Source organism: Nocardia noduli (assembly GCF_019038455.1).
GTDB classification, from domain to species: domain Bacteria; phylum Actinomycetota; class Actinomycetes; order Mycobacteriales; family Mycobacteriaceae; genus Nocardia; species Nocardia noduli.
Map to the genome: position 1 here is coordinate 1 of NZ_JAFMPL010000073.1, position 18,488 is coordinate 18,488.

Genomic DNA, 18,488 nt, shown 5'->3' on the forward strand with positions numbered 1-18,488 from the left:
CGAGGGCGTCAACACGAAAACCAAACTGATCAAACGACAAATGTATGGCCGCGCCAGCTTCCGACTCCTCCGCCACCGCATCCTCCTGGCCTAGCAACGCGGCTACCACCGGAAGTGAGCCAGAGCCCGATTAACGGTGGATCCGGTGCTGGCAGTGGTTAGTGAGCTTAACCGCCGCAGCCGCTGATCTCGAGTTCAACAAGGCTACGACCCGGTGCTGTACCGATCTTCAACGGGGGTTCGCGACCCGCATTGTGCATCGACCAACGCAACGCAGGCGAGGTACTGCTGAGGACATGCGCAACCCATCGATTCGAGTAGTCGACTACTCGCGTGCGAAGGGCGCGGGTCGATACACTGAAGGCGGCAGGATTCGGCCTGTTGCTCGTGTCGCTCAAGGTGGCGAATTTGTTATGCGGGTGCATATCGTTCGACCCGACGACTTGCTCGTGTGTGAGTTCGAGTTCGAAGACATCGACATCGACGGCGAGGGGCCGGACCGTCGGCTTGTCCGGGCGGGACGGCGTGCGAACCCGCGGGTGATCGTGCACCTGCCGCCCCAGCATGTGGCCGAAGCGGCCTATCGCGAGAACGACACACCGCACGGGTACGTCGTACCATCGCGGGCGGCGGGTCCAACCCGGGTGGTGTTCGAGGTACCCACACGCCCGAGCCTCCTTCCGATCGCCTACCGGCTCGACGCGATCCTCGACTTGCTCAATGCCTGCACGCTGGCGGTTCCCGGCAACGCGGTGCGAGGACCTGACATCTCTGGGTTTCTGGGGTTCCTCAGGGGACTGTGCTTCTACTGGGACCCGCCGGACACGGCGGCCCCCGGTCCCGCCGAGACGGCCATCGAGTTGCCGCTGCGGTTGATCCTGTCCCCGGATGAGCGTGCCGGCTTCGCCCACGCGCCCCGCCCGGTCGCCGACCCCACCAGCAGCCGGGTCGAGCTGTGGCACACCCGGTTACAGCCTGCTCCCGGCACATCGATCGGGCCCGAACTCGGGGCCGGACGCCGGGTGCGGGCGGTGTGGATGCGGCAGGGGGACGGCGAACCCTGGTTCCCGAACCGGCCGAGGTGGCCGGGCGTCTTGTTGCCCAATCCCGACGACGAGCCGCCGAAGCCGTTTCCCGACGACGTGATGAGTCAGCGGGATCGACACGACATCGTGCACCTGTCGGGCAACCGGCGATACGCCAAGCAGACGCGCACGAACTTCATCGCGCAACCGGTCGAGGTGAACCGCCTGGCGCTCAGCTCGCTCGGCGCCTGGCTTCACTCAACCGGTCACTGGGATCCGCCAGACGAGGTCACCAGCCTGATCGAGTGGACTCACCAAGCCACCCAGGGCCGCGATCACTTCGTCAAAATCGTCAGGAAAGGGTTCCTCTACCCGTTCGGGCATCCCGCCACCAAGGTCAAGGTCACCAAGCGAGAATTCAGCGATTTGCCCGGCGAACCGCCGATCCTGATCAAGAGTGAGTTCATCGTGGTGCGTCAGCCGCGACGCTCCTACGAAGAAGCACCTGAGCCGCAGTGGTACACGATGCCGCTGCGTTCGGTCCATTTCCACACCGTGATCACCCCAGATCTGGCGGTGCCCGGTGACGAATCCTTCTTCCTCATCCGCCCAGCCGACTCCACCGAACCGTTCCTGTTCTCCCTGATGGGCATCGACGCGGAACAGAACAAGTTCGACCTGGTCACCCCGCTCGTATGGGTGGACTCTACGAGAGCCTGGGACAGGCCGACGATCCTTCTCGCCCAGGACCTTTACCACAGGGCGCAGCAGCCTGGACTCGATGCCGGCGGACTGCCGTTGGCGCTGGCGCAAGGCCCGACAGGCGACACGACCTTCACCACGTCCAGGATGGTGTTCACGGGTTCGCCCGCGTCGGGGCCGTCGCGAGACGGACAGCCGGGGTTCTGGCCGGAGCTGGTCACCGCCGAGGTGCGGGCGCCTTCGCTTGCGATGGTCGCCGGACTCGACGCGACGGTCACCGTCGCCTACCCCGACCCGTACCGCGACAATGGACTCGGCGGCACCAACGCCCGTGAGGTGATCGCCCGGCTCGTCGACCCGTCGAGCCTGACGTTCGACGGGCAGACCGGTGCGGCGATCTTCGAGCGTGGCGACTCGATCGGGCTGAGCTTCAGCGACAACGGCGAGCGATCCGGCGGATTGATCCAGCCCAACATGCAGATCACCGGGCTGTCCCGGCAGCTCGGCCCGGTCGGCGGCTCCCTCGACAACGTCGCAACAGCCATTTTCGATCCCGCCGATTTCTTCGACAACACCGCCAAGCTCTTCGGCATTCTCCCTCTCGGCAAGGTGCTGCACGGGTTCACCAGCGGCGCGCCCGCGGCGAACATGCCGCGGCTGGTGACCGAGGGCGACGCCGACACGCTGCGCGCAGTGTACGAGTGGACCCCACGGCCGCAGAACTACCCCGCGACGAATCCGGTGTTCGTCGTCGACGAAACGACCACGATGCGGCTGCGGGTGACCATCGACGCCCGCGGAGCAGGCCCACCGCAGTCGGATGTGGATGCCTGGATCGACAACTTCCAGATGAACCTGCTCGGCGGCGAGAAGACATTCCTCGAACTGCATTTCGACAGAATCAGGTTCCGCGCCCCAGCGGGGCGCAAACCGGATGTCGACGTGGTACTCAACGACGTGGTGTTCGCCGGCCCGTTGTCGTTCGTGGAGCAACTCAAGTCGATCATCCCGCTGGACGGTTTCGCAGATCCGCCGGCGCTCGAGGTCACCGACGCCGGAATCACGTCGAGCTTCTCGCTGTCGTTGCCCAGCCTCGCCGTCGGTGTGTTCTCGCTGCAGAATCTCGGCCTGAGCGCCAGCTTCGCGATCCCGTTCATCGATCGTCCACTGACGGTCTCGTTCGCCTTCTGTACCCGCCAGGAACCGTTCCTGTTGACCGTGTCGATGTTCGGCGGCGGCGGCTTCTTCGGGATCACCGTCGACCCCGACGGGGTGGATGTGCTCGAAGCCGCACTTGAGTTCGGCGCGAGCGTGGCCATCGACCTCGGCGTGGCCCAGGGCGGCGTGCACGTGATGGCCGGCATCTACTTCAAGATCGAAAGCGCCGAGGGTTGCACCCTGACCGGCTATCTCCGGCTCGGCGGAAACATGTCGGTGCTCGGCCTGATCTCCGCGTCGATCGAGCTGACGCTCAGCTTCACCTACAAAGCTGTGGGCAAAGCGACCGGCCGCGCCGAGTTGGAAGTGGAGATCGATATTTTCCTGTTCTCCTTCTCGGTCACGGTGGAGTGCGAACGCACCTTCGCCGGCTCCGGCAGCGACCCAACCTTCGCGGAGCTGATGGCGCCCTACCCCGACCCCGTGCAGCCCGACACCACAGTGCAGCCCTGGAACCAGTATTGCCAAGCCTATGCCTGAGCAACAGATCATGTGGACGGCGCTGCCCCGCGGCGCGGACTCCCTCTCGCTATACCTCGACGTGTTCGTCTCCCCACGGCTCGGCATCGACGCCACCGAACCCCGCCACACCCTGTCGGAGTTCCCCGACTTCGAACACTGGCCCATCACCCTCGCCCACCACATCACCTTTGAAGTCGAACTAGGTAGCGACGGCAGCCGCCAGGCTGCCGAGGTGATCCCCGCCGCGCTCGACGACGAGGCGTGGAACCACCTGTTCCGTCCGTCGACATTCGTCCGCCCGTGGCGCTTCAAGGACCTCAGCGACGTGGCGATCTACTCGTATCCGGTCCGGTTCGTCACCGCCTACCTCGCCGACCTCTACCGCACGATCGGGCGCGCGCATCCGACCGACCCACCCACCCCGGACGATCTCGATACCCTCGTGGACACGCTCGGGCCGATCACCGACGTGCGGGTCGCCGAGGAACGCGGGCAACCGCCTCGCGAGCCGGACGGCTACCCGACGCCGCAGCCACCGACGCGACCCCGGGAGGGGTGTCTGGCGTTGCCGTGCCGGTTGCTGCACCGGTTGTGCCGGCTGCCGAGGAGGCTGCTGCGCAGGCTCGTCACCGCCGGGCTGGGCATCCCCATCTTCTGGTGGAAGCCCCGTCCGACACCGCCGGACCCGACACCGCCGAGGATCGAGACCCCGACGGTCCTGCACCCGTCCTCGTATCGGGCCCGCCCACCGGTGGGTCCTGCCCGGCTGCCGGCGGTCGACGAACTCGAGCAGCTGATGGACGCACACAAAGTGATCGCGCCCGCGAGCCGAGTCGGGGACATGGCGGCCGCGCTCGCCGCACGCGACATCACCTTCGACTTCGCTCGGGTCAAACGGTTCTACGAGCGCCCTGAGTCCAAGGAACCCGACCCGATCCGTCCCGCCGTGCCGCAGTTGGACTTTCACCAGGCACTCGGCGCGCTCGGCGACTACCCGGCGCTGTTGCGCACCCTGGGCATGATCATCCGGCTCCGCGTCCCACGCCCGACCACCGAGCCCGGTATGGTGCGGGTGATCCCGTTGTGGGATGGGCTCCCCCGAGCCAGCGACGTGTCCCCAACTACCCGCACCACCCTCGGTCCGGACAGCTTCGCCGCCGCCAACCGTCCCGACTCCCCCTTGCGCGGTGGGCTGCTCGATCTGCGCGGCGCCGGCGACCGTCTCGCCAGCGACGAGCCCCAGTTCGACGTCGTCCAGATCGATACCGACGGGGCCGCGATCAAGACGGTGAATCTCGCGGCCACGCTCGAACGCCGCAGCCAGCTCGACCTGCGCGGCGAGCTGGGTATCGACAGCCTCTCCCGCGAGGCGCTCGCGTCGCTGCGTTCGGGTGGGCTCGCGATCGTCCGGCCCGACCGAGCCTTCTACCTGCACGATCGGCTCGTGGCGGCGAAGAGCCTTTCGGTCCCGGCGCGTCCGCCCGGCGCCGGTGCAGACGATCCGTCCGGCCTGCCGAGCGACCTGTTCGCCGAGGATCTGCTGCGCGGCTACCGCGTCGAGGTGTCCACCGACGGCGGCGAGTGGCGGTCGCTGTGCGCCCGGGTCGGCACCTACCGCCTTGTCGATGCCACCGGCGCCTCGGTGCGCGTGCTCCCCGCGATTTCCGACGAGGGCTATGTCAAGGGCAGCTCGGGAACCCGCAAGGCCGGCGAGCGAAACCCGCTGTATGTGCATGAGGTCCTGGCCCGATGGACCGGGTGGAGCCTGACCGCGCCGCGGCCAGGCAAGACGATCGAGAACCGCCTCGACGGCACGCCACCTGCCGATGAGCTCTACGACCGCCCGATGCCGCCGATCAGCACCGCCGAGACCGAATTTCGGCTGGTCACCAGCTTCGTGCCACAACCCGGCACGCTGCCGCGGCTGCGCTACGGACACAGCTACCGGTTCCGGGTGCTCGGCGTCGATATGGCGGGCGAGCCGGTCGCCGCGCCCGACCCCACCGACCCCGACCTGGCGGCGTCGGACTCGGTGACCTACCGGCGCTTCGAACCCGCCGGGCCACCCGCGGCGCTGGCGCTGCGGCCCTACCTACCGGGAGAGTCGCTCGAACACCTCGTGTTGCGCAGCGACTGGAACCCCGACCCCGACTTGGACCCGAACGACTGGAACATCCCCAACCCCGACTACGACCAGAACGTCTGGGGCGCAACCGAGGCCGACGCCGCCGCGCAACGCACCCGCCACCTCTTCCCACCCAAGACCTCGCAGCTGACGGCCGAATTGCACGGCCGGTTCGAAATGGCCTTCCCCAGTGCGGACGGGGCCCCCGGGGATCCCGATGCCGGCTACCGGCTCGCGTTGCGCGAATCGGGCACCCTCGCCGACGAAAAGGTGATCGACATCCACACCGTCGACATCGGCCATCCGCAACCCACCATCGACGCCGGTGACCCGCAACCCGTCACACCCGACGACCCCGACGGACGCGGCGGCTACTGGATCAACCGCGCCAACACCATCCTGCCCACGCCGTATCTTCCTGATCCGCTCGTGGCCGGTGTGGCGCTGCGCGGCCTGCCCGGCCTGCTCGACCCCGACACCTTCGAACCCCGCACCCCGACAGGCGACCCGCTGCCGCCCGTGCTGCCCGGGCGGGCACCGCTGCTGCGGATCCCGTTCAACCAGCACCTTTGGCCCGACCTGGAGCCGCTGCGCATCATGGTGGCCGACCCTCCACTCGGTGAGATCCCGGCGCCGAACTGGGACGAGGCACAACGATTGCTCACCGTATTCTTGGCGAAGGCCACCCGCGTCGGTGTGCTCTACAGCTGCTACGTCGGCCCCGCCGGGCTCGACCTGCACGGCGTGTGGGACATCGTCGATGACGGCGACCCACAGCTACGCGTACACGCCGAAAGCGGTGCGCACTGGATGATCTCCCCGCCACGCACCCTCACCCTGGTGCACGCCGTGCAACGCCCGCTGCCTCACCGCGACCGTGAGCGCGGCATCGAGGCCCCCGCATACCTGCCGGCCCTCACCGCGATCCGCACACAGCTCGGCGAAACCCGCGCCGAGCTCGTCGGCAGCATCAGGCTGGACGTAGCGAGCACCGGCCGTATCGACGTCATTGCACGCTGGGACGAATGGCTCGTCGACAAAACCGAGGGTGTGATCCAGCGGCCGCGCGAGGCCGTCGCATACAGCTCCATCGTCCGTGCGGACTGGCCGGACCACGACAACTTCCCGCAGGGTTCTGCCGCATTCCACGAGTTCGGCGACACCCGCCACCGCAGAGTCCGCTACCTGATACGGGCCACCAGCCGGTTCCGTGAATACATGAAACCCGACATGTCCCTCGTCCGCGACACCGACCCGGCCGACGTCATCGAGGCCAACGTGCTCAGCTCAGCGCGGCCCGCCAAACCTCCGGTGCTGTACGCGGTGCCCACCTTCGAATGGCAGGCCACGCAGCCGCCCGACGATTGGGAGTCGCGTGGGGTGAAACGACTCGGCGGATCCTTGCGTGTATATCTCGATCTGGACTGGTTCGACTCCGGCGAGGGGGAGCTGCTCGGCATCGTCCTGCAGACCGACACGAACAACCCGGCCCCCGACGAGTCACGCACCCGCTACGGCGCCGACGCGACCTGGAGGCGTGCCCGGCGGAGCCATGAGGTGGTAGACCTCGAACCAGGACACTTTCCCAACAATGACAGAACCGAGTCCGGGCTGACACTGCCCGGACTACCCGACGACGTCACCGTCACCGTCGTCGGCTTCCAGCCCGTCTACGACACCAGACGCGAACTGCTCTACGCCGACATCGAGGTCGACCTCCGGCGGCTCCCGTGGAGCTATTGGCCGTTCGTGCGGATTGCGTTCGTCCGCTACCAACCCGACTCGCTGGAAGAAATCGAGGTCGTCCGAGATGACGGCAGCACAGCCCTCATCGACGTGAAACTCTCGCCCGTCGTGCTCGGCGAGTTCGTCCAGCTTGCCCCCGACCGCACACTCACCGTGTTGTGGGAGGACAACAGCACGACCCGGATCACCGCCAAACTCGGGGGACGAGCCCCCCACATGCCATCCCCACCGCGCGTCGCCTTCCGGGTGCAAACCACCCGCGTTGAAACACCCGATGAGCTCGACTGGGAATACGCCTCCGGACCCCACCCGGATGTGGACTCGACTTCATTTTTCGACCTCGTCACACCCGTCGACGTGGGCTTCGACGGTGAAGTGCTGTGGAAGCAGGAATCGATAGAGCTCCCCGCAGAACGCGGAACCACGCGGATGCGCCTGGAGGTCGCCGAGTACGAGATCCTCCGCAGCGACTCGGAATTCGGCGAAGGCGCCCTCACCCGGATGACCTACGCCGCGCATGTGGAACTCGACTGACCTGCATATAGCATTCGGCGATCTGACGAATTGCAACTACTTAGGCGCGACATCGAGCCTGTCGTAGGCATCGGCGTCCAGTCGAACCACGCCGTGGTCGGGCACGTTTCGTGACCGCTCGGCGACCGGACACAGAGGAACGCGTCCAATTCAACAACCAAACCTTACGGCGCGCTGGTGTGACGGGAAACGCATCAAGAGTGCGGTATCGCTCGTTGACACCGTCAACCATCCATGCGAGAGACCCGTATTCAGCGGCGGGCTTGTCAGGGCTTCACCTACACCTGTCATCAAACCTCGTCGTGCGGTGCATTCCGCAGCGGCCCCCGGCGTCGGTGCCGGGTGGGACTATCGCGACGTGAAGACCGATGAAGGTACAGACGCGATCGGCAGCGACGCTGTCGTCGCGATCCTCGAAGACATGCGGACCGAGCTGCTGCTTACGATCGCGGTAGCTCGCATGGCACCGCGAGCCGGCACGGTAGCCGTTCAACTGATTAGGGGCGTCGAGGTCCCGTTCCTCGGGCGGACCTACCGCTACAGCGTGCCGAAGGTCCGTACCCCTGCAGGTTTCGACGTATGCGATCCGAACGGGCTGCTACCTGTGTGGAAGGCATCGTCGACGACCGTCGCGGCCGATCTGCTGCTCGATGCCCTCGACCATGGCAGCGGGCATCACGCCTGGGGCGGACACATGTGGTTGCCGACGTTCTTCTCTCGCTGGGAGGAGGATTACCGACACCGGCTCGCCGACGCACACGGGTGTAAGCCGCGAGACTTCCAAATCCCGTTCTTCGGCGACCTGCGCAAGCTGCGCATCGACGTCGCTCACCGCGGTGGCGTTGCGCGCGCCAAAGGCGCGGCCACCTGCGAGATCCTGCAGTGGTTCGAAGCGGGCGACCCGATCGTGCTGGACCACACCCACTTCAAGGAGATCATCGAGAAGTTCCCCTGGCTCAAACTCGCTACGCCGCCGACACCGGTGCCGGCGGGCAAGGCGAATTTCGCGACAAACATCGACGACGATCTGACATTGCGAGTGGAGCAGGCCGCGCTCAAGGATGGGCTCAACCGTGCCGAGGTGGCCGAGGCCGCCCTGGAAGCGTGGCTTGCACAGCGCGGAAAGTGAGCGGCCCTGCGGTCTCCCTGCTACGCCAACCCCAACTTCCGCAGTATCTTGCTCGCTCGGGGTTGGACCGACCGAGCACTGTCCCGAATTCCTCCACCGGTTCAGTGGTTAGCGCGGTGGAGAAACAGGGCGGGTTTCAGCATGGCGCGGCACTGGAACGGTCCGATGATGGGGTTTCCCGCCTCGACGAGTGGCCAACCGGTGGCGGCGAATTCCTCGGGCAGCCCGTGGTCTCCGTACTCCATCAGCCTCACGTGGTCTGGCCACGCGACAACCAACACGTACTGGCCACATTCACAGCCGACGCAGCAGCCCAACTCGACACCTGTCGCATAGGCAGTGTCGAGGAGGTTGTCCGGGTAGGCGGCGTAGTGTCCGGCGTCGCAGACTTCGACCGGCAGCGGTAACACGATCAGGCTCGCCGCATTCATGCCGAGGTGGCGATGCGGGGTGCCGGTGGCGCGATCTGAACATCGGTGTCGATCTGGTCGAGCAGTGCTCGCGTGATCTGTTCGCGGCCGTCTTCGATGGCATCGAGTGCGGCGTCGAGCAGCAGATGCTTGAGCGATCCGATCTTGCCGCCGGTGCGGTCGAACAGATAGCGGTACAGAGTCGGCAGGCTGCCCGGTTCGTGACGGGACAACGGCAGATCTCGCTCGAAGGTGGCGATCAGCTGAATCCACGGCTGCGCTCGCGAGGCGGTGATCGTGGTGAAGGTGTGCATGGCGTATCCGCAACTGCGCGCACGCCATTGGGCGCCGGTACCGGCGCGGAACAAGGGAGCGTTGTCCAGATCGATCCCGGCGTAGACCACGGCCAGCAAGTAATGTCGCAATCCGAATTGGCCAGTGTTCGTGTTCGTGTTTGCGCAGCGGAGGGGATGGGCGCGCTGGATCCGTGACGGAGGGACAGCAGAAGGGGCCAAATGGCCGAAGTGGCCGTTACTTGACATAATTCCCTCTTATCGGCAAAACCGTTGCGGCACAATAGGGGACCCAGGGGAGTGGCACTCAGGGACGCCCACGGCGTCCCTGAGTGCTGCCGCCACACCCGCCGCACCGAGGCCGCCAAAACTCGCGGTCGCGCCGCGGCGAGGTGCCCCCATACCGTCGGGATCGGCAGCTCCGCGGGGCCGAATCCGGAAAGAGGTGAGAGTGGGCGATTGCCACCACATCAATCACATCAACCACATCCGCATTGTTTCGTCACAGTGACACATCGCCGGATGCATGGATATTCACCCAGGGCAGCGGTATGCGCACGCACTCTCAACTTTTCCTGGATTCTCGACCCGCTGTCATCATTCGCCGGAACACTCTCAACCTTTTCCGGATTGCACACCCAGCGACTCGATCCGCTGATTGGCGGCAGTGAAAGTGTGCTCCCACCCTCCCGGATCACGCGGCAGGCCGTTCTCGTTCAACCACAGGGCCACCGGTTCCAAACCCTGCGCAGTCCGACGAAACAGACGAAGGCGAGCATCCGGCCCCACATCATTCCAGAGTTCACGCCGATACCGACCGTCGGACAATGTCGTCACCGACCGGGTGCCGTGGACCTCCACCACGATCCTCAGGTCTTCGACCCGTTCATAGCGGCCCGAGGCTCGCGCGCGACGGACCGTCGCCGCTCTGGCGCCCTCGATATAGTCGAACACGGTCCGCAGCGCGGTGCGAGGGATCCAATACTTGTGCCCGTAACCACCTTTGGCGCATCCATCTGCGAGTTCGCAGGTGAAGAAGCCTCGCCGCCGCTCGTAGGCGGGCAACTCCGGCAGCGCCACACTCGCCCACTCCGACACACGCAGCCCATTCCCGTACAGGCCATCAACGAACGCTCGATCCCGCTGCTCGTTGCGCCCTCTCCACCACGGATCCGGGCGGCCCGTCAGATCGAATCCCCTGATCCCGACATCACGCCACCGCTCGTAACCACCCGGGTCGAGCCACTTCACATCCGCGTGCCTGACGATCCGCGGCGGCTCCATGTCGGCGAACGGATCGGCGACGCCGAAGCGGCGTCCGGCCAGCTTGTAGAACTTCTTCAGCCCGGCCAGATCCCGCGCGAAACTCCCCGTCCGCACCGTCCGCTCGTTCGCCGGATCCGTGACCCGCCAGAACAAGAACTCCGTCGCCACCTCGTCATCGACATTCCACCAATTCGAATCGATCGCGGCCAGATAGTTCAACCACACCAGCAGCGAGTACGCATAATCCCGCTGCGTGGTCCGCGCCATCCTGCGCCACTTCGCCGACCCAAGACACCAATTGACGCGAAGATCGGGCAGACCATCAGGACCGATTGCGAACCGCTGCCCCTCCCACGCACCCACGCCCGACGGATCACCGAAATGATTCCACTGCAACACATTCCCGAGTAACTCGGCCACACCATCGGCCGTGCGACTCCGGACGTACCTGTACATCTGCCAACGCTCTTCGAGCACCCAGTCCACCTCAATCACGAAGGGTAACAACACCCCTCAGCAACAACACTCACTGGCTACAGAACGCCGCTCAGACTCAGCAGGAAGTGATCGTAGGTAGTTAGATCCGGTCCCGAAGCCATCATGAAATTGCGTGTGGTCGTCGGGGGCGACAGATTCTCATCGCGGGATCCGCGGGCCTCCGGCCGTGGCTTGACGGCTCTGGTCACCGCTTTCGACAGGGCACGCGCAGATGGCGGTGTCATTGATCGATGTGGATGCCGAGATCGGCTGCGGCTGCGGTGCCGTAGCGGGCGAGTCGGTGCAGAGCGTGGGGTGGCAGATCGTGGTGCAGGACTGCGTTTATCAGGCGTGCGGTGAGGTTGCCGGGGTCAGCGTCGAGCGCGATGTCGACAGCGAGAGCGGCGAGGACGCCGTCGCCGCGCAGGAACGCGCTGTGGCCGAGCAGGACCGCGGGGTTGGCGCGAGCGGCACCGGTGAGAGAACGTGTCAGCTGCGTCCACAGTGCTTCGGCAGCGGTGCGATGCTCGCCGACCGCGGTCGCGGGCAGACACTGTGAAACTGCGGGAATACTCAACTCTGCGCCCAGACGTGCCACTACGGGTGGGGGCAGGGATTTGGTGGTGGTCGCGATGTCGCTGATCCGGGTCAGGACCATCCACAGGCCGTGTTGGTCGAAGCTCGAGACTTCCTCCTCGTGGTGGGCGGTACTGCGTGCCAGTTGCGCGGTGGTGAGCGTGTCGGGGAGCAACGCTGCGACCGCCGCGACACAAGCGGGATCCCCGGTCAACGTTTCGGCCAGTGCGGCTTTGGACTGTTGGATCGGTAGACCGAGCACGGTGCGGCGCAGCGCTGCGGGTGTGAGGGCGGGGTCGGGTAGCACACCCCGGTCCGCAGGGTCGTTCAGTGACCAGAACGCCGCGCCCGCGGTGATGTGGGCGGTGGCCCACGCACCGCGTATCCGGGCTGGGCCGGGCATCAGGTCACGGGTCAGATGCTCGAGGAGGATCCGGCTCGGTGGCGGCGGCGCGCTGGTCGGGACGGTGCCGAGAGCGAGGCGGTCGTCTACCACGATCGCGAGGACGACATCGGCGTCCATCGTGGCGATGACGTGACGCAGGCGGGCACTGATGGACGCGGTGGTGTCGGTCAGGTCGAAGCGGGCGACCACGGCGCGGTCTCGGACCTCGAGACCTGCCGAGTCTGTGCGCAGGATGACCAGGATCAATGACCGGTGCGGCAGGAAACCCAGTGAGCCCGGGACGGAGGCGATGAAATCGCCCGGACGGTCCACGTAGCCGGATGCGGACATGGTCGAACTCCCTTCAGAGACGATGGGGCGAACGGAAACAGAGCCGGTCGGGCGGTGACGTCGGAGGTCGGGGCGTGCAAGGTGTGTCTGGTCGGTGCGTCCGACGCCGCATGACCTGGCTGTAGTGGGTGAGGGGGCGTACCCTGATCAGTGGACGGATCAGCGGACTGACTCAACGACTATGTGTGAGGTTCAGTGATGTCATCGCGTCGTCCTCCGCGGTCTCCGCGGAAATCTTCATCTCCGGAACTGACTGCCCGTTTGGAACGTACGCACGAACGGGTGCTTGCCCGTCGTGTGCTCGCCCGCCAACATGAACGCGTGATCGCGGCTGCGGTGCGGCGCTATTTGCAAGATTGGCAGGAGATCAGCGGATGCGAGAACGCCCGCGACCGTGACCTCGCGGGTCTGCGTGAGCAGATCAGCGCGGTACAGAATCGTGCTGCCGAACAGATCGCGCGGCTTCGCGCGGACCAGGCTGCGGCAGCCGCGCTCATCCGTGACCAGGGTCAAAGCGACGATGATGTCGCCGAACTGCTCGAACTCACCGTCAAGCAGGCCCGCCAGTTGATCGGCGCGGCACGCACACACTCCAACTCGACAATTCCAGAGTCCGATGATCACCCCGAGGTGTCGCGGACCCGTCCGGAAACGACCGGTGCGAATTCCGACGCGGCAATTACCGATTCGGCGAGCAGCCCTGGCGGTGTGGGGCTCCCTGAATGATCGTCGCCCCCAACAGATGGTGGCGGTCAGAGATTGTGGTAGCCCGCAGCGTTCCACACCAGCCACCGAAATTGCTGCGGGGTCACCGACTGCCGGGCGGGCACACCTGTGACCGGCGAGTATGGCCAGAACGCGAGACCGCAACGGTGGCAGTAGAACGCGGTAGACCAGACGGCGTGCGCGTGTGGTCGACCGCGGGCAATGCGGGCGTTGAGGCGGCGGCGACTCCTGGCTCCCAACAGGGTCGCCACAGCGGGGATAGCCAAGAGGGCGGGCATCATCATCGTCCCGATGAAACTGATGACCGTGCGCGGTTGGCCCGGTTCCAGAAACGCCGCGATCGCCGGACCCAGGGTCAGCAGCGGCATGAGCAGAAGCAGCACACCGATCCTGGTCAGACGACCTGTCGGCACGAGCGCGGGCCCGCGCTCGAAGGCGCGCGCCAAACTCGTGGTGTGGGTTCGCTCGATAGTTGCGGTACCGACAATGGGGACCAGGCCGGAGGTCGAGATACCGACCCCCGAGTACAGGTTCGTTCCATAGCTGGTCGACATCCCGTCGGCGCACAGCGCGGGAACGCTCTGGACGAGATCGAGCCGATGGCATTGCGGGCAGTTGATATCCAGGCCCATCCGAGGGTCCCCCTCCGAAACCGTCTCGCCGGGACCGCGCCTCGTTAGTGCAGTCGGCGTCGATGAATCTTCTCTGAAGTATCCAAGCGGTTGCTGGCCGCGTTGTCGAGGGCTTACCGAAGTCTGATACATGCTGGTTCCTTCCGAATCGTGACGCATACGCGAGTTCCCGCGTCGAAGTGGGCGCTATGAACCCGGCGGGGAGGGACCGGCGGCGGGCTTCTGGGCACCACGGTGTCCTCGGCCCGATTGTCTGCACCGGGCCTTTGCGCGGCGGCGATGACTCCGGAACGCACAGTGCCGGTGATGGCACTGGCGACCATGTATCGACCAAGCGTCAGGCTCCACACCATCGACGCACATGAAGGGCGAAAATTATGCTGGCCGTGCAGTTTTCACCGGCGCCTGTGACAGACGCCATCCTGCCCGAGCCTGGAATGGTGTTGTGGCAGGGGCGAGAATGAATGGTGATGGACACTTCGGCGAGCGGGGGCGCCAGTCCGGAACTCGACTACACGGTGGAGTTGCGCTGGTCCGCTGAAACACAGGCATGGTGGAAAACTCGACACAGAGGCAGCCCGCATCAGATCGCGGCTGCCCTGGACGAACTGGTCATACGCATTCGCCTCGACCCCGCTGTAGCTCGGGCATCGCAATCGGGCACCGCCCAGGTTCGCTACAGGGCTGTCGGCTGGCTCAACCGCAAAGTAGTGGAGCAGACCATCGAGACGGTCGCCATCGTGCAACTGCCAGGAGTCCTACGCAACCACGCGACGGCACTGCGGCAGTCTCTCCCACGCCGACGATGAGCCTGCGCGGGCTCATCGAGCGCGGTCGACGGACGCGACTGCTTCGCCCACTCGCGGTAACCACGGTGGTCGAACCACGGCAGCGACGCTCGGTGTCGTTGGATGGAGACGCCCGGTCAGGTCGTGTGGATCTCCGATTGACCCGCACGGCCGGGATCGCTGGCCGAGAGCGAGCGTGACCGCGATCAGGTGCTCGGGGCGTGCTGTCCGCGGACCTGGCGGGCAGCACGCACACTGACGCGTCGCTGGACTTGCGTTTTTGCTGTGTCAATGGAGGCAGGCAGAGCGCGTCGGCGGGGACTTCCGAGGTGGTGAAGGATGCCTTACCCTTCTGATGGCGCGGTCATCAGAAGAGGTTCGATCTCGCCGAAACCGCCTGATGCCCGTGACATCAGAAGGGTGTTATATTTTGTAGCGAAATGTAGTGACGTGTCGCGAAACCGGTGGTTGAGCGGCAGTGAAGTGCCAGGTCGGCGTTCTGACCAGGCAAAACAGTGAGTGTACCGATGAGATTCAAGTCCTCCGGGGGCAGATGGACTGTATACCTCCAGTCTTTAGCATCGCGCAAATCGTGCCATATAGCAGCCTTCTCGGCTGGCTAGTGGATAGCGATGTGGTGGTAGATGGTAGGGATAAGCTGCCCCAGTGCGACGCTGCGCCGTGCAGAGTTGATTCGGCGTGAGGACGGTTACTTGTGCCTCTCAGCGCATGCGGTGCTGCAACTCGTCGAAGAATAGGGACAGCATGCCTGCCGCATCAGGCATGGTGAGTTCCTGACCGCCGAACCGATAGACCTCGTAACCCGCGAGCCGCAGTCGGCGGTCTTCAGCGACCAACTGGGCGTAAAGAGTTGGGGCAGCGGCTCCGTTCTTGTCTGAATAGTGCTGCTTTCCGTCGAGTTCGATAACGACTCGTTGCCGGTCGCTGAAGAAGATCAGGAAGTCCATTCGTTGTCGAGTGAGTGGCTTGTTCTCCTCGCCCCGGGTGCGGATCGTGTAGGGGTCATAGTGTAAGTAGACCTGCGGGATCAGTGCCGGAATCTCGAAGCCGCGCGATTTGTAGCGGCGACAGTAGGTGTCGAAAATCAGCTGTTCGCCGCCATTGTCGCCTATACTCGCGCGCAGGCGGTCATGGAGAGATAGTCCCACCGTGCGGTCATCGACGTCATCGCCGAACCGTGCCTGCTGCCGCCACCATTGGACCATCTGGGCGAAGGTGAGGCCGCCCGCCGGGATGGGTGCGTCGAAAACAAGACAGTATTCGGCGTTCTTGGTGATCTCGATGTCGTTGTTGACGGCGTCGCGCAGGACCAGTTCCGGCTTGGGTCCGTTCGCTGCAAAGATCAGGTTCTTGGCTGGTGATGTGACACCTCCGCGTTTGTCGTACTCAGTGATGAGGTTGGGCAACTCGCTGCGTGCGGTGATGTTGCATTCGGCGACTATCTGTCTCGCCAGTCCAACCAGTTGAGGAACGGTCCAGTCGGGAGTGTAGGACCAAATCAGGTCGCGTTTGGTGGGGGCATCACCAGGTAGGTTGTTCTGGGGCCACACGAGTTTCAGCTCCTCCGCAAGGACGATCTCAAGGTCCACCCGGGTGTACGCCGCCATCAACGTGTCATCGATCGCGGCGCGGAGGGTCCGCGTCGATACCACCAGGTTCTCTGAGGTCACTGTTTCCGGCAGGTCGGCGAAGCGAGAAGGCCACTCGGTCATGAAGATATTGTCGTGCCGGAATCCTGCTTCAGCTCAGCATTCTCAGCAGAATGCTGGATACAGCGATCTACAAGTCGCCGAACCAGCGGCGCAGTGAGTTCAGAACTCAGTCGTTGCCGTACTCTGCCTCGTCTGGCCAATCGTCCAGATCTTCTGGATCCACCTCGACGGTGAACGCGTCATCTGTCAGGTCGGTGGCGGCGATCAATTCTGCTCTCTCAAGCACAAGATGACAGGTCGGGCAGCTGAAATAGTCTGGTGCGACATCGACCTCGGCGATGGTTCCGACGAAGTGATCTCGCTCGTCGGCACCGTACTCGGTGACTCGCCGGTCGACGACTTCGTCTCCCTCTAGCCAGCCGGCGTTCTCGCAGGCTGGGCAGTTGGTGATGGTTCGGTATGCCATGATCGGCATCCATTGCGAGGCGGTGGTCCACTTGGCCTGCTCGGGTCCGGTCATCCTGCCCTCGCGAAAACGGAGGAGGGACTGCTTGGCAGCCGATATACGTGCCGTCACCTGGTTTTGAATATTCTGCTTGTTCTGGGCGAGGTGCTTTTCGACCTCGTCGGTCCGGTCAGTGCCGACAAGCATGGACAGATCTGTACCTTGCGCCGCGAGGAGGATATCTGTCTGCGCCCAGAACTGCGGCCACCACGCATGTGCGGGGATCCTGGTGATGCCGAGCGCGGCACCGTGAAGATACTCGTTTCGACCACCGGAGATCTTCAAAGCTTCGAATGCGCTGAAAGGCCGAAACGCACGTTCGCACCGCTTGAATATCGTTGATGCGCGTGCGGTTGTGAAGTGGGTCTCGCCTTCGATCAACCCGGCGGCGGTCAGCACGTGTGCTCCGTCTTCGGTCGGCTCGGCCACCAATGTCGGTGACACCTTGCACAGCGCCGCCTTCGCGAGAAGTTCGAGTGCCAAGGCGGCCCACAGTTGCTTTTCGTCCTCGGTTCTGTCGTCGGATGGGTCCATCGCCCGGTTCGTGAACAGCTTCGCCTTCACCCAGAACTGGTCGTAACCATAAGGTGTGGTCACTTGGAAGTCCCCGCCTGGTAGGCGACTCTTGTGAGTTCGCGATCCTGGTCCGCGACCGCCTTCGCGCGCCCGTGGAGAACGGCGCGGTTGTCTACGAACAGTAGTGAGTTCGGGACATCCCATCGGTGTTCGTGGATGTCACCGTAGGTTGTCAGTGTCGTCCAGGCGTCCCGTGCTCTCTTGTCACCAGGCACCATGCAGTAGGGATCGAACCGCAATCCGCAGTCATCGACGGCGGTTGCCAGGAACGTCTGTCGTCCGCTTCCCACCAAGAAGACCCCGTGCCGAACCGCGTGGGAGTGTCGTATATCGAACCCCGGCTTCCACATTCGTGTCGGTGTCGGGCTGGGGATGGACGCGTGCATGACCACGAGGTCGGGAACTGTGTGAAGATGGGCGCCATCGACATGCAGCAGCTGCTCACCCGAGCCGCTCACCGCACTGATCGACCGGGGATTTGCTGCGTTGGTCTCAGTGGGTTTGAGTCGTGATATCGACGAGTCACCGCGTCTGGTCGCCACCGGCTCCCAACCGTTTTCACGCGCGAAACTCTCGACATAGAAGAAAGGCATCACCGAGGACGCCCAGCCATTTTGCCGACAATCGCGGATCATCTGAGCAAGGACGTCGTCGGGCGATTCGGTCAACGCTGGAACTCCTTCCGATCCCGATATGGCAGAAGCTGGAGCCCGCCTGTCTACTACCTGGGCATCCGAGAGATTTGGGTTGGTGGCGCTTCGGGCGAGCGTGCGTCTCGGCCCGAAGCGACGGTCAATCTGTACCAATCTCAGGGCTCGAAATCCAACTCGCCTGACCGGTGGGTCAGTACCTCAGCGCACCGCCCCGATCGACCGCGACGCCACGGGCG

At 64.7% G+C, this 18,488-nt stretch carries 13 protein-coding genes; 4 read left to right on the forward strand and 9 right to left on the reverse strand.

Annotated elements, in window-relative coordinates; genetic code table 11:
• Positions 1 to 296: 296 nt before the first annotated feature.
• From JZ792_RS28830 to JZ792_RS28840, 3 genes are all read left to right on the forward strand, one after another.
• Positions 297 to 3,425 carry a hypothetical protein gene (locus JZ792_RS28830; RefSeq protein WP_216915333.1) on the forward strand — a complete coding sequence of 1,043 codons (3,129 nt, stop codon included), beginning with the start codon at positions 297 to 299 and terminating at the stop codon, positions 3,423 to 3,425.
• A complete protein-coding gene (locus JZ792_RS28835; RefSeq protein WP_216915335.1) occupies positions 3,418 to 7,812 on the forward strand; it encodes a hypothetical protein in 4,395 nt (1,464 codons plus the stop codon). Before JZ792_RS28830 ends, JZ792_RS28835 begins: the two co-directional genes overlap by 8 nt.
• 358 nt (positions 7,813 to 8,170) lie before the next feature.
• Entirely contained in the window at positions 8,171 to 8,941 is a 771-nt protein-coding gene (locus tag JZ792_RS28840; RefSeq protein WP_216915337.1) for a hypothetical protein, read from the forward strand.
• A gap of 101 nt (positions 8,942 to 9,042) precedes the next feature.
• Here the strand turns inward: JZ792_RS28840 and JZ792_RS28845 are convergent, their stop codons facing one another.
• The 6 genes from JZ792_RS28845 to JZ792_RS28870 all read right to left on the reverse strand — a co-directional run bounded on the left by JZ792_RS28845 (position 9,043) and on the right by JZ792_RS28870 (position 14,057).
• Positions 9,043 to 9,372 carry a hypothetical protein gene (locus JZ792_RS28845; protein ID WP_216915339.1) on the reverse strand — a complete coding sequence of 110 codons (330 nt, stop codon included), beginning with the start codon at positions 9,370 to 9,372 and terminating at the stop codon, positions 9,043 to 9,045.
• Positions 9,369 to 9,776: a hypothetical protein gene (locus JZ792_RS28850; RefSeq protein WP_216915341.1), complete on the reverse strand. Its 408-nt coding sequence runs from the start codon at positions 9,774 to 9,776 to the stop codon at positions 9,369 to 9,371. The genes JZ792_RS28845 and JZ792_RS28850 overlap by 4 nt, the downstream gene beginning before the upstream one ends.
• A 483-nt stretch (positions 9,777 to 10,259) precedes the next feature.
• Positions 10,260 to 11,177, reverse strand: coding sequence for a site-specific integrase (locus tag JZ792_RS28855; protein ID WP_216915343.1), 918 nt, complete (start codon positions 11,175 to 11,177; stop codon positions 10,260 to 10,262).
• 451 nt (positions 11,178 to 11,628) lie between these two features.
• Positions 11,629 to 12,699, reverse strand: a complete 1,071-nt coding sequence (locus JZ792_RS28860) for a DUF4192 domain-containing protein (RefSeq protein ID WP_216915345.1) — start codon at positions 12,697 to 12,699, stop codon at positions 11,629 to 11,631.
• 237 nt (positions 12,700 to 12,936) lie between these two features.
• Complete coding sequence (locus JZ792_RS28865) at positions 12,937 to 13,323, reverse strand: hypothetical protein (protein ID WP_216915347.1); 387 nt, start codon at positions 13,321 to 13,323, stop codon at positions 12,937 to 12,939.
• 128 nt (positions 13,324 to 13,451) lie between these two features.
• Positions 13,452 to 14,057 (reverse strand): hypothetical protein, encoded by a 606-nt coding sequence (locus tag JZ792_RS28870; protein ID WP_216915349.1) that lies wholly within the window; start codon positions 14,055 to 14,057, stop codon positions 13,452 to 13,454.
• 470 nt (positions 14,058 to 14,527) lie between these two features.
• Here JZ792_RS28870 and JZ792_RS28875 point away from each other — a divergent pair, with 470 nt between their 5' ends.
• A complete protein-coding gene (locus JZ792_RS28875; RefSeq protein WP_216915351.1) occupies positions 14,528 to 14,866 on the forward strand; it encodes a hypothetical protein in 339 nt (112 codons plus the stop codon).
• A 701-nt stretch (positions 14,867 to 15,567) separates the two neighbouring features.
• On the opposite strand, the gene JZ792_RS28880 is transcribed toward JZ792_RS28875, so the two are convergent.
• The 3 genes from JZ792_RS28880 to JZ792_RS28890 form a co-directional block, all read right to left on the reverse strand.
• Positions 15,568 to 16,578, reverse strand: a complete 1,011-nt coding sequence (locus JZ792_RS28880) for a putative endonuclease domain-containing protein (protein WP_216915353.1) — start codon at positions 16,576 to 16,578, stop codon at positions 15,568 to 15,570.
• A gap of 106 nt (positions 16,579 to 16,684) precedes the next feature.
• Positions 16,685 to 17,620 (reverse strand): hypothetical protein, encoded by a 936-nt coding sequence (locus JZ792_RS28885; protein WP_216915355.1) that lies wholly within the window; start codon positions 17,618 to 17,620, stop codon positions 16,685 to 16,687.
• The gene (locus tag JZ792_RS28890; RefSeq protein WP_216915357.1) at positions 17,617 to 18,267 is read right to left on the reverse strand and encodes a Fe(II)-2OG oxygenase family protein; all 651 of its coding nucleotides are present in this window, start codon (positions 18,265 to 18,267) and stop codon (positions 17,617 to 17,619) included. Before JZ792_RS28890 ends, JZ792_RS28885 begins: the two co-directional genes overlap by 4 nt.
• Positions 18,268 to 18,488 lie beyond the last annotated feature (221 nt).

Excerpts from the sequence above, each read along its gene's own strand:
- JZ792_RS28860 (WP_216915345.1), bottom strand. The coding sequence starts at position 12,699 with ATGTCCGCATCCGGCTACGTGGACCGTCCGGGCGATTTCATCGCCTCC.
- JZ792_RS28835 (WP_216915335.1), top strand. The coding sequence starts at position 3,418 with ATGCCTGAGCAACAGATCATGTGGACGGCGCTGCCCCGCGGCGCGGAC.
- JZ792_RS28845 (WP_216915339.1), bottom strand. The coding sequence starts at position 9,372 with ATGAATGCGGCGAGCCTGATCGTGTTACCGCTGCCGGTCGAAGTCTGC.
- JZ792_RS28830 (WP_216915333.1), top strand. The coding sequence starts at position 297 with ATGCGCAACCCATCGATTCGAGTAGTCGACTACTCGCGTGCGAAGGGC.
- JZ792_RS28855 (WP_216915343.1), bottom strand. The coding sequence starts at position 11,177 with ATGGCGCGGACCACGCAGCGGGATTATGCGTACTCGCTGCTGGTGTGG.
- JZ792_RS28870 (WP_216915349.1), bottom strand. The coding sequence starts at position 14,057 with ATGGGCCTGGATATCAACTGCCCGCAATGCCATCGGCTCGATCTCGTC.
- JZ792_RS28875 (WP_216915351.1), top strand. The coding sequence starts at position 14,528 with ATGGACACTTCGGCGAGCGGGGGCGCCAGTCCGGAACTCGACTACACG.
- JZ792_RS28880 (WP_216915353.1), bottom strand. The coding sequence starts at position 16,578 with ATGACCGAGTGGCCTTCTCGCTTCGCCGACCTGCCGGAAACAGTGACC.